The following is a 17,492-nucleotide window of genomic DNA, read 5'->3' on the forward strand; positions in this document are numbered from 1 at the left end:
ATCGGCGTGGCGTACTCGGTATGCTGCAGTCATCCGTGACTCGTACTCTTTCGCCCTGTGACCGCTGCCAATCCCGCCCCAACCACCGCTGCATCTGCGCCACGCGCCCTGGTTTTTGGCGGGAGCGGGCAGATTGGTGAGCGCTTATTGGCCCGGCTGCTCAGCCGCGGCTGGCAGGTCACCGCATGGTCGCGCCAGCCGCGCGCTGCGCGCTCGGGCCTGATCTGGCGGCAAGGCGACCTGGCGGTGCCGGCAGCGGCGGGCGAGAGCTTCGAAGCGATCTTCAGCTGCGGCCCGCTGGACCACTTCGCACGCTGGTATGCCGAAAATCCGGTGCGTGCGCCGCGCATCGTGGCGTTCGGTTCCACCAGCCTGGAGGTCAAGCAGCATTCGGTCGATGCCGCCGAGCGCGATGTGGCGCAGCGGCTGGCGCACGCCGAGCAGGCGCTGTTCTCGGCCGCCCAGGCGCGTGGTGCCACGGCCACGGTGCTGCGCCCGACCCTGGTGTATGGCGCCGGACGCGACAAGACCCTGACCCAGATCGCCGGCCTGGCGCAGCGCACCGGCGCCTTCGTACTGCCGGCCAATGCCACCGGCCTGCGCCAGCCGGTGCATGTGGACGACCTGGCCAGCGCCGCGCTGGCGGTGATCGGCCACCCGGCCACCCAGCAACGCAGTTATGCCGTGGGCGGTGGCGAAGTGCTGGCCTACACGCAGATGGTGCAGCGTGTGCTGGCCGCACTGCCGCGGCCTGCGCGGCTGTATCAGGTGCCACCGGGCCTGTTCGGTTTTGCGCTCACGGCCGCCCACCGCCTCGGTCGCCTGCGCGGCATGAATGCCGCTGCGTTGCAACGCATGCGCGAAGACCTGGTCTTCGATCTGGAGCCGGCGCGTTGCGATTTCGGCTACGCACCACGCGCGTTCCAGCCGTTGCCGGAAGAGCTTGGTATCGGCGAGTGATGTCAGCGAGTACGTGCGCGGGTGTTGGCGCGCGGCGTTGGCCTCTGCCCAGCTGTCGACAACCGCAGCGCCATCGGCGTGCCCGCAAGCGCGCGCGGTGATATGGGCGGATATCACGCCGCGGTGGCTACCGTCGTGCCCAGTCCCTGGTTTGCGCGCATCGATCGATGCGCGGACAGGTCAACCTGGCCTTGCCTGAGATCGACCTGCACTTGCACGGTAGCGGCCTGACGCGGGGGCACTGACCGACTGCCCGCCTGCGTCCTGTCGCCAGGCACGCTCAGTAGCGCCAGCCCAGCTGGCGATAGGCCTTGGCCAGCACCCAGATCGGGCCGATCAGCAGATAGGTCAGGTCGGTCAGAAAGCTTGGCTTGCGGCCTTCGATCTTGTGGCCGACGAACTGGGCGATCCACGCCACCACGAACACCGAGACCCCCGCGGCGAACAGCCCATCGAGCCCGACCCTGCCTTCGATCAGCCGGCACAGGCAGCCAAAGAAAAAGAAGATGGCCAGCATGCCCAGCCCCAGCGGGCGCGAGAGCCGGTTGTAGTACGACCATGCGGCAAACATCGCCAGCGCCGCCCACACTCCGCTGCTGAACCAGGTGCCGCCAACCGGGATGCACCACAGCAGGGCAACCACCGACCACAGGATGGCCGGCACGGCCAGCACGTGGATGTGCTGATTGGTGGCGTTGCGGTGGTCGTCGGAATAGCTGGCGAAATAGCGGTCGATCGCGCGTGCGGTGGTGGTGCGTTCGGTCATGTTCCCTCCCAGGAATGACCCAAGCATACGCGTGCGAACGGCCGTGGTGGCACTGTGCGAGAAACCGGGCGCTGCCACGCGGCCATTGCATGGCAGCGCCGGAGAGCATCAGTTCACCGACACCGCACTCCAGGCCGCTGCCACGGCGCGGTACTGGGTGGAGCTGCCGCCATACAGATCGGTGGCCGCACTCAGCGTGGCACGACGTGCCGCCGCGTAGTTGCTGGAGGAGGTCATGTAGACCGTGAGCGCGCGGTACCAGATGCGGCTGGCCGCGGCACGGCCGATCGCGGTCAATGCGGTATTGCCGTTGCAGACCAGCCCGGCCGGGGTCACGTTCCAGCTGGTTCCGGATCCAAACCCGCTCGGCACCACCGCGCCTTCGGCCAGCAGATAGTAGAAATGGTTGGCCACGCCCGAGCTGTAATGCACGTTGAGCGAGCCCAGGCTGCTGCTGTAGCAATCGGGCGAATCGCCATCCAGGCTGGGCTTGAACATGTAGCGCAAGGCCAGCGTCCCGCTGCTGTTGCCCGGAACGATCTTCTCGCCGATCAGGTAGTTGCCCGGCTGCGCGCTGTTATTGGCGGAGTACTCCACCATCGCGCCCATGATGTCGGAGGTGGCTTCGTTCAATCCGCCCGATTCGCCTGAATACACCAGGCGCGCGGTGCGGCTGGTCACGCCGTGGGTCATCTCGTGGCCGGCCACATCCACCGACACCAGTGGCGTGAATGTAGCGCCGTCGCCATCGCCGAAGGTCATGCAGAAGCAGCTGTCCTGCCAGAACGCGTTGTTGTAGCGGCTACCGTAGTGCACGCGGCTGCGTGCGCCCTTGCCATCGTTGGCGATGCCGCTGCGCGCATGGGTGTTCTTGAAGTAGTCCCAGGTCAGCGCCACGCCATAATGCGCATCCACCGCCGCGGTCACCGTATCGCTGTTGGCGCCGCTACCCCACGCATTATCGGCATCGGTGACCAGCGTGCCGTTGCCGGAGGTGCTGTTGCGCATGTTGTAGGTGGCGCCGCTGCCGCGGCTCAGATCGGTCAACTCGTAACCGCTGCTGCAGCGTGTCGTTGCCAATGCCACGTTGCCCGCATACAGCGAACGCCCGCTGCCGGCGGCACTGGTGCCCCCCGCGCAGGCGGTATGTACGGTGTCCCAGGATTCGAGTAGGCGTTGATCCACCGCATCGACGATGTAATGCATTTCGGTTGGCGTCTGATCGGGCTTGATGCCGCGATAGATCACCTCATACGCAAGGAGTGGGGCACCCTGCCGTGCGTACAGCGCCAGGCTGGCACGCGGCGGCGCATCCTGCGGCACATCGAACTGCGTACCGGCCACGCGCACCGCGGTGTCGGCATCGATGCCAGGCACCAGGCTCGGACGTACCGGCGTGTCCAGGGTCTGGCTCAACTGCCGCATCACTCCGCGCCGCGAATGCACCACCACGTCGCCACCGATCACCGGCAGGCCCTGATACGTGCGATCGAAGCGCACATGCTCGCTGCCATCGGCATCGACGATGCTGTCGCGCGCGATGAAGACATCGGCCGGCGCGCGATGGACCACGGCCGATGCGGTATTGCCCAGCAATGCCTGTGCACGCGACACCGCCGCGTCGGCAGACAGGTCCGCCGCGGTAGCGGCAGCAGAAAACGACAGCGCGCAGCAGATCGCCGCGCCCAACAGATGGAATTGCATGACGACTCTCTCCAGAAAACGTGCAATGCAAAGACCGGCCGCCCCCCAAACAGCCGGTCGCCGATGGCACCTCGGGTGCCGGCAGTTACGCTTGCACAGTCCCGAACTGGACAGTAGTAAAAGTTACAGATCTATCGCGTTCTGTGCGCCCGGCCACTTTGCGCTGCGGACCGCATCGCAGAGATGTGCCCGTCTCAGTGCGCGCAAGGCATCTGTACGATTGGATCCGCGCAATCCCTGTATCGCGTTCGGCAGATTCGGTGGGTGGATGCGCCGACGTGCGTGTGTGTGTCAGGCAGTCGAGTGATTGGCGCGTCTCCACGACTTCAACACGCAAGAGAGTGACGTTTCACTGCTGCCCGGGCACATAAAGATGCGGTCGGTAACAGGCAGATACGAAAAAGCCGGCCAGACAGGCCGGCCGGCTTTCTCGTACATCGCAAGCTCAGCGGCCGCCGATGGCGGCCTTGTGTTGCTCTTCGTGCGCTTGGTGCTGCTGCGACTGGCCAGCCAGCAACTGCGCACTGGTGTGCTCCAATGGCGGGGCAGGCTGGTTCAGATCCACCGCCGCACGGAACCCCGGCGTGGTTCCCATCACGAACGCCTTGCCGTCCTGCACCGTCACGCTTTGCAACTTGTCCGCGCGATCGATACCGTTTTGTTTGGCCTGCAACGTGACATTGGCCGCCGCCTCATCGGAAATCATGCTCGGTAGTCTGTTGCGAATCGCGCTGTGCAACGCATGGTCCGGATGCGTGGCCTCGTTCAGCGACGGCCCCCTCGGTACCGCGACCGGCGCTTCGGTCGCCTTGGCCGCAGTCTGTGCCGCAGTCGCCGACAACGCCGCCCGCGTATCGCGGCCGACGACTCCGTCCTGCTGCAGCCCATGCTGCTTCTGGAACGCCATCACCGCCTCGCGCGTGTTGTCGCCAAAGCGCCCGTCCTCGGCAAGCCGATTGCCCTGCGCGTCGCGTACACCCAGGCGATTCAGGTCCTGCTGCAGCTTGCCGACGTCGCTGCCCTGCTCGCCATGACGCAGCGTGCCATTGCCGGCCGGTGTCGCTGGCTGGGAGTGGCGTGCGCCGGATTGCTGCTGATGCCCCTGATTCCAGAACGCCTCGGGACTGGTCAACTTGCCGTTGGCATCGCGCAGTTGGTAATGCACATGCTGCGCGTACTGGCTGTTACCGTTCGGGCCGCGTCCACCCATCGTGCCGATGGCATCGCCCGCGGACAGCGTCTGACCTTCCTTCACCTTGAGTGCGTCCAGGTGAAGGATCTCGTGCGAATTACCCTGTGCGTCGCGAATCTTGACGGTGCCGTAGTTGCCGCCCGCGAAGGTGACGGTCCCGGACACCGGCGAATGCACGGTCGGGTGCTGCAAGTTACGGCCCGTCTGGCCGCCCTGGTAGTTGAAGTCGGTGCCGCCGTGATCGCGCGCACTGCGATGCTCGCCATAATGACCAGTGACGTGCGGTGCAGTTCCGCTCTGGGGCGGCAGCATCCGCTCCATGGTTGTCTGAAACGAGCTGGAGCCTGCATGCGGGGTTTGCGCAGGTGCTGACGCGGCGTGCTGTGCCGGATGTACTGCTTGCCCGAGCTGGCCGTGTGCAAGGTTGTCGATCAATTCGGGCGTGATATCGCGCTGCCAGCGAGCGAATCGATTCTCGCGGTCGGCCAATCCATTCGGCGGATCGCCACCGTTGATCGCAACGCCCGCGGCATGCGCATCCTGCCTGGCTGCTTGCGGAACATTGTTCTGCCAATACCAGGTGGCGATGCGCGATGCATTTTCAGGCTGAGCAGCCAGATCCGGATGTGTCACCAGATCCAGGTTCAGCGCTTCGCCTGCGGCGCGATACTGGTCCTTGCCGGTGAGCTGGATGTAGCCTCGGCCACGGTAGAGATATCCGTCGCCGGGTTCGGTATTGCCCATGCGTCCGCCGTACATCAGCTCGGCCAGTTTTTCCGGCTGGCCACGCAGCGCTTCCAGACGTGCGTCTTCCAACGCCTCCGGCCCTTCGCGCAGTGCTGACCGCACTTTCGAGCTGACTTGCGACGATCCGCGCGTATAGCGGAACCCTTCTTCAAGCCGGTTGAGGCCCATCGATTCATGGCCGACCTGGGCCATGAAATTTGCCAGCTCTTTGGGGTGGGTGATGCCTGCTGCATAGGCGGACTGCAGCAGCCCTGTTTCTCGATCGGTTGCCATGGTGTAACTCCTCATTTTTCAGCAACATGAAATAACGGACTCCCTCCTTGTCCGCGCCAACCATTACATCCCTTTAATTTGTTTTCTCGCCCGCGGCCTCGTCCAGGGCCGCTGCCTTTTTCAGCGTGGCGGGGTCAAACTCCTGGAATGCCACCATGCCGAAATCGTTCGTGGTGAGCTCCAGCGTGTTGTGTTGTTCGGTCTCGGTATCGGACAGATCACGCACCACCTTGTCCAACAGCCAGGTGCGCTTGTCTGCCGAATACTTGAACGTGAAGTCATCGGCCCAGCGCTCGCGCGATCCGCCGGAGATGGAGATGGTGAATTGACCGGGTTGAATGCGTGAGAACGCATACGGGTCGCCTGCCAGGCCGCCGCAACGGGCACATGGCACGATCTTGCTGTTTTCAGCCGCTTTCTGAAACGCGTCATCGGCTCGTTGGATCAGCAGCACCACTGTGCGTGGCGCTCCCTCGCCGAGTTTCTCGGTGCCGGTGGACGGCGGTGACACCACCAGCAATGCATCGGAACGTCCTTCACCGGTCAAATCGCCGCGGATGGTTTCCAGAGCCTTCGATCCAGCAGGAACGAAGGAGTCGATCGTGCCCATGGGTACAGTCCCTTGTGTCGATGTGGCGGAAGGTGGTGAAGCAGGAGCGGACGGCTGCGACGTCGCAGCGGCTGCAGTGGCCGCCGGCGTCTCGGGCGCATCTGCCGCAGCTTGCGGACCGTTGCAGGCGGCCAACGCAACGGCCAGCACCGGGGCAGTCAGTCGAAATGGATGCAAGGTGGTCTCCTGAAACGTTGGGGGTTGCAGTGGCGATAGCGCGCCGGTCACAGGGCCTGATCGTCTACCTTGACCAATGTCCAGCACGGGCGTTGGGCGAAGTAGTAGACCTGCTGGTCGCCGGTGTCGGGGGTACGGATCAGCACCTGCTGACCGTCGCCTTGTTGGGAGACGACCACTTCGCGCCCGCTGCTGCGCACTGCTGCCAGGTCTGGAATGACGGGCCATTGGATCTGCGCCAAGGGCACCTCACGCGTCACGGGTGCCGGCTCGGGCTGCGCCTCGGGGTCGATCTGGATCATGGTCAAGGGGTCGGCTGTCGCCTTTTCCTGGACTGCGATCTCAGCGCTGAAGCGCTTCAAGAAGGCAGGGAAGTCGGCATCGGGACAGCTGGCCGCCGTTGTGGGCGCGGGGGCCGCGCTTGCGGCTGCGGCAGGTGCAGCCGCCGAGGCAGTGGTCGGCGATTCCGGGGCGGTGGAGGCTGCCGGCGGCGCCGGTGCAGAGCAGGCTGCAAGCGCAAGGCTCAATGCCAGGGCGGGTAGGGACGTACGGAAACTAGCCAATGGATCCTCCTGATCGTATCGGGGCAGTGCATACGCGGGCAGAAGTCTATCGGCGGCCCGGTTGCGTCATGTGAACGCCACAGCCTCCAGCGCCGGCCCGCATTGATGAAGGGCTACTGACCCTGCAGGCCGTGGGCTGCCCCATCAGGTGTGGGTGGGGCGGGCACGCCGTGCGGATGTTCATCGGTCCAACGGTGGTCTTGCAGGCATCGGGTGGATCGCGCATCGCTTCGCCATGCAAGGCAGGACGGCATGGTCCGACTCACATGCCGTTTGAAAAGACGTCCAGTGCCTGTGCATCGATCCATCCCTGTGCGCAGTCGCCAACGTGCCGGCCTTGGGCAGCAGCACGACACAGCGTGCCATCAGCCGGCCTCAGACGCCTGATCGGCCTGTCGCCATAGGTTTCACAAAGTGCACTGTCGTTGCATGCCGCGACACCGCTGGCCGGAATGGTGACCACGTAGTAATAGCGCGGATTCTGCCCGCCACGGGCGATGGCCTGGATGCAGACGAGTTGCCCCTGCGCCAGGTGGGCAGTGGCGGTTGCAGCGCTGCCGGTGGTCGGCACCGCATCGAGTGCCTCGGCTCCAGATGCGCGCCAGACGCCTGCGAAGAATCCATCGTCACCGCACTCGGGTAACACGTCCACATCGTAGAAATCGCCTGCATCGAGGTTACCCGCCGTGCAGCCGGTAGCGGATGTCGCATCGGTACATGTCACGCCACTTGCCCTGATCACCGGGGCAAACCGGTGACTGCCTGCAGCGGGGGGCGGTGCAATGGCGTTTGGCAGCGGGCGGGATGCGGGCTGCGCAGTCACGGCCGCGGCCGGCTTGCCTGCATTGCACGCCACTGATGTGAGCAGCAGCGCAGCAAGCAAGGCATGTTGCAGGAATGCACGACGGCTGTATGAAGGAAACGACATCGTCAAACTCCACCTGCAGTGCGTGGTCCGGTTGCGGCGGCCAGTCGGTGGGCGACGAAGAAGCTCGCGCCGCATCCGATGGCACGGCATTGCCGTGTGATCGGTGACGCGTCCGCTGTCATTTGCTGCGCATCAATCGACCGAAATCCCCGCCAGCCGCTGCAATGCTTCGGCGTACTTCGCACGCGTACGGTCGATCACTTCCGCCGGCAGGCTCGGGCCCGGCGCGGTCTTTCCCCAGTCCAGCGTCTCCAGATAATCGCGCACGAACTGCTTGTCGTAGCTGGGCGGGCTGGTGCCCACGTCGTACTGGTCGGCCGGCCAGTAGCGCGACGAATCCGGGGTCAGCATCTCGTCCATGATGTACAGGCGGCCATCGGCATCGGTGCCGAACTCGAACTTGGTGTCGGCCAGCAAAATGCCGCGCTCGGCGGCAAAATCGGCGGCGAAGCGGTAGATGCGCAAGGTGGCATCGCGCACGCGCTCGGCCAGTTCGGCGCCGACGGTCCTGACCATCGCATCGAAGTCGATGTTTTCGTCATGGTCGCCAACAGCGGCCTTGGTCGATGGGGTAAAGATCGGCTCGGGCAGTTTCTCGGCCTGGCGCAGGCCATCGGGCAGTTCGATGCCGCTGACCTTGCCGGTACGCTGGTAGTCCTTCCAGCCGCTGCCGATCAGGTAGCCGCGGGCAATCGCTTCCACCGGCACCGGCTTGAGCTTGCGTGTCACCACCGCGCGCTTGGCGTACAGCGCCGGGTCCACACCGTCGGGCAGCACCTGCTCGACGCTGATGTCGACCAGGTGGTTGGGCATCAGGTGGTCGGTCTTGTGGAACCAGAAGTTGGACACCTGGCAGAGCATCTCGCCCTTGCCTGGAATCGGATCCGGCAGTACCACGTCGAACGCGGACAGGCGGTCGGTGGCCACCATCAACAGGTAGTCGCCCGGGGGGGCGTCGGCGGGCAGGCGATCGCGCGGAATATCGAAGACATCGCGGACCTTGCCACGGTGACGCAACGGCAGGCCGGGCAGATCGGATTGCAACAGCGTGGTCGACACAGGCACTCCTAAGGACGTCGCAATGACGCTGTCCCCGGGACCCGGCGGGCCCGCGGGTGGGCAGCGGGCCGCGTAGTGTACGGCGCTTCGCCGCGCCCCGCTGGATTTATTGGCGGCAACCGCGCACGCGGTGTGGAGGTCCCGTCAGCCAGGCCGGGCGGGGGTTCGGGTAAGATCGCCAACCTGCCTTCCCCACTCCGATCGCCCATGTCCTGGTACGGAAAACTGCTCGGCGCATTGGCCGGCGCCCTGCTGTTGCGCGGTGCGCCGTTGGTGGGGCTGATGATCGGCCTGGCGATCGGGCACGCCGTGGACGCGGGCTGGTTCAAGCGCCGGGCGGACAATCCCTACGAAGCACTGGGGCTGGAGCCGGACGCCACCACGGCCGAGATCGATCTGGCCTATCGCCGGCTGATGTCGCGCTACCACCCGGACAAGGTGGCCAACGCAGAGCCGGAGGCGCGCCGTCAGGCGGAGAAGAAGGCCAGCCAGATCAACGCCGCCTACGACCGTATCCAGCGGCTGCGCAAGCGCTGAACTCATGTTGCGAACATGACGCCCGACAGTCGCTTCCGGCAGGCGCAGCGCAGCCTGATCGGGCCTGACCGCGGCGGCCCGGCCCGATGCGCGGCTCAGAAGCGGTAGCCGAGGGTCAGGCGGATCGCATTGGTCGAAAAGTCGGTGTCGGTGCGACGCAGATCGGTACCGGCCGGGTTGACCCGCAGGAACGGGTTGGTCGCCGGCGCGGTGCCAGGCCCGACGCGGACGCGGGTGTCTTCGTCCTGCAGCCGGGTGAACAGATATTCCACACCTACCGAGACGTGGTCGCTCAAGCGACGCTGCAGGCCGATGCCGGCCTGGTAGCCATCGGCGCTGTCGCCGCCGCTGCCGGTGAAGCTGTTGGCGGTGTTGCTGCTGGCAAAGCTGTGGTCGAACTCGCCGCGCGCCACGCCGGCGGTGAAGTACGCCAGGTAATCGCCCTGCGCGCCAAACGCATAGCCGACCCGGCCGCGCAACGCGGCGGTGCGATTGAGCTGGCGGGTGAAGGTGTACAGCGCAGGCGTGGTGCTGAAGGCGCTGACGCTGTCGCGGATGTCGTTGCGGGTGTACTCGGCCACCACGCCATAGACCCAGTTGCCGGCCTGCCAGTCGTAGCCCAGCCGCGCCCCGTATTCGGCGCCGCCCTTGTCCTTGCTGCAGCCGCTGGCCGGCGTGCGCCCGGCCGCCGCACCGCCGCAAAAGCCCGGCGAGAACGCATCGGCGCCGGTGGCGGTGCTGACCTGGTCGCCGTCGCGGCCATCCAGATCGGTATCGAAGCCGAAGCGGCCACCGGACACGCCGGTCGGATCGGCGCCGCCGACATTGGCGCCGATGGAAAAGCCGGACCAGTCGGCCGGGCCGGTTTGTGCCCAGGCCGACGGGGCCAGGGCCAGCAGGACGAGAGCAGCGGAAGCGAGCGGGGTGGTTTTCATGCGGTCTCCTTGCATCTGGCGCGGCGCGCCGGTCTGGTACCTACGCGCTCGCGTCCGCTACGGATGCACCGGCGCTCGCATTTTGCGACGCGCGCGTCCGTGCGGATGCCGTCGGGCGCTCGCCAGGGCGCTGCGTGGACGATGCGCACTTGGCCAGGATGCCCTGCGCCGCTACTCCTGCCTCGCCTGGATGCCGGGCAAGGCTGGTCCCCGCCGTCGCTGCGATGGTTGGGTCGAACCTCCGGCCGGGCTCGGCTTTCCTCGCCGGTCCCTGGTTGCGACAATGGGGCTCCTGCATTTTCCCGAGCTGCCCATGCAACCGACGGCCATCGCCCCGTCCATCCTGTCCGCAGATTTCGCCCGTCTGGGCGAAGAAGTGAACGACGTCCTGAAGGCCGGCGCCGACTGGGTGCACTTCGATGTGATGGACAACCATTACGTGCCCAATCTGACCATCGGCCCGATGGTCTGCCAGGCACTGCGCAAGCACGGCATCGTCGCCCCGATCGATGTGCACCTGATGGTGGAGCCGGTGGATCGCATCGTGCCGGACTTTGCCGAGGCCGGTGCCACCACCATCAGCTTCCACCCCGAAGCCAGCCGCCACGTGCACCGCACCATCCAGTTGATCAAGTCGCACGGCTGCCAGGCCGGCCTGGTGCTCAATCCGGCCACCCCGGTGGATAGTCTGGACTGGGTGCTGCCGGAGCTGGATCTGGTGCTGGTGATGTCGGTCAACCCCGGCTTCGGCGGGCAGGCCTTCATTCCGTCGGCGCTGGACAAGCTGCGCGCCATCCGCCGCAAGATCGATGCGCTGGGCAAGCCGATCCGGCTGGAGATCGACGGTGGGGTCAAGGCCGACAACATCGGCGCGATTGCCGCCGCCGGTGCCGATACCTTCGTGGCCGGCTCGGCCATCTTCAACGCGCCCGACTATGCACAGGTGATCGCGCAGATGCGCGCGGCGGTGGACGCAGTGCGATGAGCCCGGCGACGCCGCAGATCCGCACGGCCACGCCAGACGATGTGCCGTTGCTGCACGAGTTGATCACCGCGCTGGCGGTCTACGAGCGCGAGCCCGATGCGGTCACGGCCAGCCAGGACGATCTGCGCGCCAGCCTGTTCGGCGACGGCGCCACCGCGCATGCGCTGATCTGCGAGCAGGACGGCCAGGCACTGGGATTTGCGGTGTATTTCTTCAATTACTCCACCTGGCTGGGCCGCAACGGTCTGTATCTGGAAGACCTGTTCGTGCGCCCGCAGGCGCGCGGCAAGGGGGCGGGCCTGGCGCTGTTGCGGCATCTGGCGCAGCTGGCCGTACAGCGTGGCTGCGGACGTTTCGAGTGGTCGGTGCTGGACTGGAATCAGCCGGCGATCGACTTCTACCAGGCAGTCGGTGCCCGCCCGATGGATGGCTGGACAGTGTACCGGCTCGATGGCGAACGCTTGGCAGCCTTTGCCGCAGGTGCCTGAGCGCAGACGCTGCACTGCACTCAGGCGCCGCGCACCCGCCCGGCAAAAGGAAGGCCGCCCCATCGGAGCGGCCTTCAAGAAAATTGGAGGCTGATCCCGCCTCCGCCCGTCGTCCCTGCTAGGGGATGTAAGCCGGAACCCCAGAAAATTCCGTCACCCCTCACCCCAATTCCAACCCCGCCACGAGCGCATCCAGATCGATCAAGTTGCCGTTACTTTGGAAGGTGTAGTGCCCGTTCAGCAGGATGTGTCGCCACGCCGCCGCTCGCGCCGAGGTATTCGACTACATCGAGATGTTCTACAACCTCAACTGCCGCCACGGTTCAACTGGCGACCTGTCCCATGTAGAGTTGAACGGCGCTACGCGCAACGAGGGTCTTGAGTGTCTCCGGAACCCTGGGCGTATCACCTTTCGCGCTCCCAAACATGACTTCGGTGAACCAACGACATTCATAGAGCTCTTTGCGAGACTTGATTCTGAGGTCACTGTCGGAGATCAAAAATGGGTCTATGCGTTTCAAAGCCGAGCGTGGCAGGTTCACCCGACCACTATGCAAGTCACGCCACAGAGCAGACCACGCCCTCTACGCCTTCATCCTCCGAGGCGCCCATCTCACCCAGCCTGCATGGCTTGGTGGCACTCGGCTCTTCGGGAACGAGGCGGGGGCGCTTCCGGCAGCCAACCCTACAACCGCACGAAGTTCAGCAGGCGGCCTACCAGCTTGGTATGCGACTCAACGGCAGACCCATCGAAGACGCGAGCGACCGTCAACGCCTTGCCGATGCTACAGAGACGGTGCACGAGACACGACTCGCCTTGCACCGTGGGCGAGGCAATGTCGATAGCGATCTGCGGCTCAGCAACGGACGGAGCGCCACTTATAGCTCCCTGTCTTACTGTCTCGGTGAAAATGACGAAAGTTTACTGGCAGGCAGTGCGCTGGCTGCGGGGGCAGGCAATTGTGATCACAATGCAGCGATTAACGCACGTCGGCATGCAGTCCGCATGGAGAATGGCGGGCAGATGATGACCGTACGCGACTACGACCAGACCCACGTCTACGCGCTCTACCGGCCCCCAGGCTCGGCAGAGGCGGAAGAATCCACTGTAGTTCTCGACTCGTGGGCCGACGGTCCGGCCGTTCTACTAAGGGATTCGCACTGGGCCGAAACGTACGGAACATCCACCAATGTAGTTGAACGCTTCGACAAGCCTGATGCAATCGACGCGCTGGCCAGGACAAACGCATTCAGAGCCGAGATCGAGGACCCGCAAACTGAACTCCATGCAAATGCGCGCGACCTAGAGACAGCCTTTCTAGCCAACCCCGCACCTGGCGATATCTGTTCCTCGATGCCGGTCATCGCCCCCGATCTGGCCCGAAACACGCGTCAAAGGTTGCAAGAGCACTCACCGCGGACGCGTGAGGCTCTAGCCGCCGATGCTGCGCGGCAAGCCTATGCACTGGATGACGCACAGCCAATTTCGCCGCGCACAACTGCTGCGATCCTTGAAGATGCAGAACGCCTGGATGCCTTGGGTCGCCCGCCATTGAGTTGGTGAACTTTCATCTGGTACCAACTGGGCTTGGATGTAGCCTGTCTGGCGTCGATGTCAAATAGCCAGTTCCCGGCTGGGCGCAAACGACCGCTGTAGAGCAGGTGATGCCTCCTGCCTGTTCGACGCAACAGTGGGCAAACGGGGGGAGAAATGACCGCCCCACTCAGGCGAACAGCTGCTTGATCGGTTTCAACTACACACCGTTATCGGCCTGATGGCCTAGTGGCGTCAAGGTGCCGGCATGTCGCAAAACAAGTGTTTTGCGACATGTAGGCAGCCTCCCAGCACAAGTGATCGCAGAACCCCGTAAAAAGTGTGCGGAAAACCCCGTCGCCACACGCTACCATGCGGAAACCGGTTCCCGATGGTTATTCGCCTATGTTGGTCGGCTACATGCGTGTGTCGTCGGACTCCGACCGGCAGAGCACTAACTTGCAACGCGACGCACTGCTCGCTGCTGGCGTTGATGCCCGACACCTGTTCGAGGATCGCATCTCAGGCGCGAAGGATGACCGCGCAGGCTTGACGAAGGCGCTCGAATTCGTCCGGCCCGGTGACGTACTGGTGGTCTGGAAGCTCGACCGGCTTGGCCGCTCGCTGTCGCACTTGCTCGCCATCGTGACCTCACTCAAGGACAAGCAAGTGGCGTTCCGCTCGCTGACCGAGGGAATGGATACCAGCACGGCGTCCGGCGAGTTGCTGTTCCATGTGTTCGGCGCACTTGCGCAGTACGAGCGGGCCCTGATCCAAGAGCGCGTCGTCGCGGGCCTAGCCGCTGCCCGGCGGCGTGGCCGCACCGGCGGGCGACCTCTGGCCATCGTCGGCGAAAAGCTGGAGGCCATCATTGCCGCGCTGAACGGCGGGATGTCGAAAGCGGCCGTGTGCCGCAACTTCGGCGTCAAACGCACCACCTTGATCGAAACGCTGGAGCGAGAGGGTTGGCGTGGAACGGGCAGAACGGCCGATGAGCAACAAGAATAAGCTGCTCACCGTCCTCTCGGACGCCGAGCAGGAAGCGCTTTATGGCCTGCCGGACTTCGACGATGCGCAGCGGCTGGAATACTTGGCGTTGTCCGAGGCGGAGTTGACGTTCGCGGCCAGTCGCCCCGGCCTCCATGCGCGGGCCTATTGCGTCTTGCAGATCGGCTACTTCAAGGCCAAGCACGCCTTTTTCCGCTTCAACTGGAGCGAAGTCGAGGATGATTGCGCCTTTGTGCTGAGTCGCTACTTCCACGGCGAGGACTTCGAACGCAAGACGATCACCAAACATGAGCACTACACCCAGCGCGAGCGCATCGCCGAATGGTTCGGCTATCGGCTCTGGGCAGCCGATTTTCTGCCACAACTCGCGCAGCAGGCCGCCCAGATCGCACGCCGCGACGTGACGCCTAGCTTCGTCGCCGCCGAGCTGATCGTCTGGCTCAACGAACGCAAGATCATCCGGCCCGGCTACACGACTGTGCAAGAACTGGTGAGCGCCACGCTGTCGGCCGAACGTCGGCGCTTAGGTGGCCTGCTGGCCGAAGTGCTGGATGATTCGGCCAAAGCCGCGCTATCCCAGCTTTTGGTACGAGACAACACGCTGTCCGAATTGGCGGTGCTCCGGCAAGACGCCAAAGATTTCGGCTGGCGTCAGATGGCCCGTGAACGCGAGAAGCGCACCATTTTGGAGCCGCTGCACGGGATCGCCAAGACGCTGTTGCCCAAGCTGGGCATCTCGCAACAGAACGTGCGTTACTACGCGAGCCTGGCGAACTTCTATACCGTCCACGACCTGCGAAACCTCAAGCCGGACCAGACCCATCTCTACCTGCTGTGCTACGCTTGGCTGCGCTATCGGCAACTCACCGACAACCTGGTCGATGCCATGGCCTATCACATGAAGCGACTAGAGGATGAAAGTCGTGCCGGCGCCAAGCAATCCTTCGTCGCCGAGCAGGTACGGCGTCAGCAGGAAACGCCACGAGTCGGACGCCTGCTGTTGCTCTATGTCGACGATACGGTGGCCGACACCACACCGTTCGGCAACGTGCGGCAGCGGGCGTACAAGATCATACCGAAAGACGCGCTTCAGCTCGTCGGCCATCGTATGAGCATCAAACCAGCGAGCAAGCTGGCCCTGCATTGGCAGGCGGTGGACGGGCTGGCCGAACGCATGCGCCGTCATCTGCGACCGCTGTATGTCGCGCTCGACCTTGCCGGCACCGACCCCAGCAACCCGTGGCTGGCAGCACTGATCTGGGCCAAGAGTGTGTTCGCCAAACAGCAGCGCCTGTCGCAACGTCCGCTCGTCGAATGTCCAACAGCGACGTTGCCGAAACGGTTGCGACCGTACTTGCTGACCTTCGACGCCGACAGCAAGCCGACCGGCCTGCACGCAGACCGCTACGAGTTCTGGCTGTACCGCCAGGTCAGGAAGCGCTTCCAGTCGGGCGAACTCTATCTCGACGACAGCTTGCAACATCGGCACCTCTCTGACGAGTTGGTGTCGCTCGATGAGAACGCCGATGTACTGGCTCCGATGGACATCCCGTTCCTGCGCGAACCGATCGAGGCCCAACTCATTGCACTGACGGCAGAACTGCGAACGCAGTGGTTGGCGTTCAACCGTGAGCTGAAGCAGGGCAAGCTGAAGCACCTCGACTACGGCAAGGCCACGCAGACGCTGACGTGGCGCAAGCCCAAGAGCGAGAACCACAAGGCGCATGAGCAGGCACTCTACGAGCAACTGCCATTTTGCGACGTGGCCGACGTGTTCCGCTATGTCAACGGTCAGTGTCAATTCTTGTCGGCGCTCACTCCGTTGCAACCACGCTATGCCAAGAAGGTGGCCGACGCTGACAGCCTGATGGCAGTCATCATTGCCCAGGCAATGAACCACGGCAATCTGGTCATGGCGCGTACCAGCGACATCCCGTACCACGTGCTGGAGAGCACCTACCAGCAATACCTACGGCAAGCATCGCTGCACGCGGCCAACGACTGCATCAGCAACGCCATCGCCGTGCTGCCGATCTTCCCGCATTACTCGTTCGACCTAGGCGCGCTGTACGGTGCGGTCGATGGCCAGAAATTCGGCGTCGAGCGTCCGACCGTGAAAGCGCGCTACTCGCGCAAATACTTCGGCCGCGGCAAGGGTGTCGTCGCCTATACGCTGCTGTGCAACCATGTTCCGCTCAACGGATACCTAATCGGTGCTCACGAATACGAAGGGCACCACGTGTTTGACATCTGGTATCGCAACACGTCGGATATCGTGCCAACGGCGATTACCGGCGATATGCACAGCGTCAACAAGGCCAACTTCGCCATCCTGCACTGGTTCGGACTGCGCTTCGAGCCGCGCTTCACCGATTTGGACGCCCAATTGCAGGATCTGTATTGCGCCGACGAACCGGCGTTGTACGAGACGTGCCTGATCCGACCGGTCGGCCAAATCGATCGGCAACTCATCGTCAGCGAAAAGAGCAACATCGACCGGATCGTCGCCACGCTGGGCCTGAAGGAAATGACTCAGGGCACCCTGATCCGCAAGCTATGCACGTACACCGCGCCGAACCCGACGCGGCGCGCCATCTTCGAGTTCGATAAGCTGGTGCGCAGCATCTACACATTGCGCTACCTGCGCGACCCGCAACGGGAACGCAGCGTGCACCGCTCGCAGAATCGCATTGAGTCCTACCACCAGCTACGCTCGACCATCGCCCAGGTCGGCGGCAAGAAGGAGCTGACCGGGCACACAGACATCGAAATCGAAATCAGCAACCAATGCGCACGGCTGATGGCCAACGCCATCATCTACTACAACTCGGCGATCCTGTCGCGCCTGTTGACGAAGTACGAGGCCAGCGGCAACGCCAAAGCCGTGCTGCTGATCACGAAGATGTCACCGGCGGCGTGGCGACACATCCTGCTGAACGGGCACTACACCTTCCAAAGTAACGGCAACTTGATCGATCTGGATGCGCTCGTGGCGGGGTTGGAATTGGGGTGAGGGGTGACGGAAT

Annotated in this window: 15 protein-coding genes and 1 pseudogene; 8 read left to right on the top strand and 8 right to left on the bottom strand. The window is 64.2% G+C overall.

The genetic code is table 11. From position 1 onward, the window contains the following. Positions 1-57: 57 nt before the first annotated feature. Positions 58-960, top strand: a complete 903-nt coding sequence (locus HG421_RS00250) for an NAD-dependent epimerase/dehydratase family protein (RefSeq protein ID WP_168968211.1) — start codon at positions 58-60, stop codon at positions 958-960. A 280-nt stretch (positions 961-1,240) separates the two neighbouring features. On the opposite strand, the gene HG421_RS00255 is transcribed toward HG421_RS00250, so the two are convergent. The 7 genes from HG421_RS00255 to HG421_RS00285 all read right to left on the bottom strand — a co-directional run bounded on the left by HG421_RS00255 (position 1,241) and on the right by HG421_RS00285 (position 8,979). Then, positions 1,241-1,726 (bottom strand): DUF962 domain-containing protein, encoded by a 486-nt coding sequence (locus HG421_RS00255; RefSeq protein WP_168968213.1) that lies wholly within the window; start codon positions 1,724-1,726, stop codon positions 1,241-1,243. Between the two features lie 108 nt (positions 1,727-1,834). Next, entirely contained in the window at positions 1,835-3,430 is a 1,596-nt protein-coding gene (locus HG421_RS00260) for a M4 family metallopeptidase (RefSeq protein ID WP_168968215.1), read from the bottom strand. 445 nt (positions 3,431-3,875) lie between these two features. Then, positions 3,876-5,642, bottom strand: coding sequence for a peptidoglycan-binding protein (locus HG421_RS00265; protein ID WP_168968217.1), 1,767 nt, complete (start codon positions 5,640-5,642; stop codon positions 3,876-3,878). Between the two features lie 73 nt (positions 5,643-5,715). Further along, complete coding sequence (locus HG421_RS00270) at positions 5,716-6,252, bottom strand: hypothetical protein (RefSeq protein WP_168968219.1); 537 nt, start codon at positions 6,250-6,252, stop codon at positions 5,716-5,718. A gap of 224 nt (positions 6,253-6,476) precedes the next feature. Then, a complete protein-coding gene (locus HG421_RS21125; protein WP_248279443.1) occupies positions 6,477-6,731 on the bottom strand; it encodes a hypothetical protein in 255 nt (84 codons plus the stop codon). Between the two features lie 523 nt (positions 6,732-7,254). Beyond that, positions 7,255-7,920: a hypothetical protein gene (locus tag HG421_RS00280; RefSeq protein WP_168968223.1), complete on the bottom strand. Its 666-nt coding sequence runs from the start codon at positions 7,918-7,920 to the stop codon at positions 7,255-7,257. 132 nt (positions 7,921-8,052) lie between these two features. Beyond that, positions 8,053-8,979: a phosphoribosylaminoimidazolesuccinocarboxamide synthase gene (locus tag HG421_RS00285; RefSeq protein ID WP_168968225.1), complete on the bottom strand. Its 927-nt coding sequence runs from the start codon at positions 8,977-8,979 to the stop codon at positions 8,053-8,055. A 207-nt stretch (positions 8,980-9,186) separates the two neighbouring features. On the opposite strand from HG421_RS00285, the gene HG421_RS00290 reads away from it, so the two are divergent. Then, the gene (locus HG421_RS00290; RefSeq protein ID WP_168968227.1) at positions 9,187-9,516 is read left to right on the top strand and encodes a J domain-containing protein; all 330 of its coding nucleotides are present in this window, start codon (positions 9,187-9,189) and stop codon (positions 9,514-9,516) included. A gap of 95 nt (positions 9,517-9,611) precedes the next feature. On the opposite strand, the gene HG421_RS00295 is transcribed toward HG421_RS00290, so the two are convergent. Then, positions 9,612-10,451 (bottom strand): outer membrane protein, encoded by an 840-nt coding sequence (locus HG421_RS00295; protein WP_168968229.1) that lies wholly within the window; start codon positions 10,449-10,451, stop codon positions 9,612-9,614. A 283-nt stretch (positions 10,452-10,734) separates the two neighbouring features. Here HG421_RS00295 and rpe point away from each other — a divergent pair, with 283 nt between their 5' ends. The 6 genes and pseudogenes from rpe to HG421_RS00325 all read left to right on the top strand — a co-directional run bounded on the left by rpe (position 10,735) and on the right by HG421_RS00325 (position 17,479). Beyond that, positions 10,735-11,436, top strand: a complete 702-nt coding sequence (gene rpe / locus HG421_RS00300; protein WP_211161763.1) for a ribulose-phosphate 3-epimerase — start codon at positions 10,735-10,737, stop codon at positions 11,434-11,436. Next, positions 11,433-11,924, top strand: a complete 492-nt coding sequence (locus tag HG421_RS00305) for a GNAT family N-acetyltransferase (protein ID WP_168968233.1) — start codon at positions 11,433-11,435, stop codon at positions 11,922-11,924. Before rpe ends, HG421_RS00305 begins: the two co-directional genes overlap by 4 nt. A gap of 260 nt (positions 11,925-12,184) precedes the next feature. Continuing rightward, a pseudogene (locus HG421_RS00310) lies at positions 12,185-12,306 on the top strand (IS3 family transposase); the annotation flags it as partial. Positions 12,307-12,426: 120 nt separating this feature from the next. Beyond that, positions 12,427-13,488 carry a XopE/AvrPphe family type III secretion system effector gene (gene xopE, locus HG421_RS00315; protein ID WP_168968235.1) on the top strand — a complete coding sequence of 354 codons (1,062 nt, stop codon included), beginning with the start codon at positions 12,427-12,429 and terminating at the stop codon, positions 13,486-13,488. Positions 13,489-13,863: 375 nt separating this feature from the next. After that, positions 13,864-14,466 carry a recombinase family protein gene (locus tag HG421_RS00320; protein WP_057661332.1) on the top strand — a complete coding sequence of 201 codons (603 nt, stop codon included), beginning with the start codon at positions 13,864-13,866 and terminating at the stop codon, positions 14,464-14,466. Continuing rightward, positions 14,450-17,479, top strand: a complete 3,030-nt coding sequence (locus tag HG421_RS00325) for a Tn3 family transposase (protein ID WP_168968237.1) — start codon at positions 14,450-14,452, stop codon at positions 17,477-17,479. The genes HG421_RS00320 and HG421_RS00325 overlap by 17 nt, the downstream gene beginning before the upstream one ends. Positions 17,480-17,492 lie beyond the last annotated feature (13 nt).

This window comes from Xanthomonas campestris pv. badrii (assembly GCF_012848175.1).
GTDB lineage: Bacteria > Pseudomonadota > Gammaproteobacteria > Xanthomonadales > Xanthomonadaceae > Xanthomonas > Xanthomonas campestris_C.